We start from the raw sequence: 726 nt of genomic DNA, 5'->3' as shown, positions 1-726 counted from the left end.
CGTATTATGTTAATAATATAAATTTTTAAAAGCATATTGATTTAATAATAGAAAAATTATCAGAGTAGGGCATGTGTAAAGTAAACGTTCGATTATTAACCAATAATGATTAAAGATTTATATCTTGTATGTGTTAATTTTATTAACATATATATACGAAATTAATAATGCCTTAAGTGAAATAGTATGCTAGGTGAAAATCATCATTTTTTAAAAAAATTTTCGATCAGTGATGCTGCTATAGCGTATAAAAAACCTCGCTCGACTATACTTAAATATATAAAAAGCGGAGATTTCGAACTTGACTACAATAAATTGATTGAATACAGTCAGTTAGTTAGAAAATTTGGTGAACTTACTTACCCTATACAGGACGAAAGAGAGCAACAAATCAAAAAACTAAAAGATGAAGTTATGCATTTAAAAAAACAACTTAACTTTTTTAAATATACTTCAATCTCAAACAAAAATAGACTATTAATTTCTCATAAACATTCCATTTAACATAATGGAGCTTATACGAAACGTATTTTTAATATTACTTTAATATCAGTATCTTATCGTTATTCATACCCTCTGGAACGTTCTCGTTCAACCGACTTGGAAACAAGTCGGTTTTTTTATGAACAGTTTTGATAGTTATTGCCAATAAATCTGACTAAAAATTACGCTTTTCAGCTTGAGTGATACAATTTTGTGATACATTATTGTATATACAAATTTGAA

The organism is Bradyrhizobium manausense, assembly GCF_001440035.1.
Lineage (GTDB): Bacteria > Pseudomonadota > Alphaproteobacteria > Rhizobiales > Xanthobacteraceae > Bradyrhizobium > Bradyrhizobium manausense.
The sequence above is the reverse complement of the archived record's forward strand: the minus strand, read 5'-3'. Positions refer to the sequence as shown.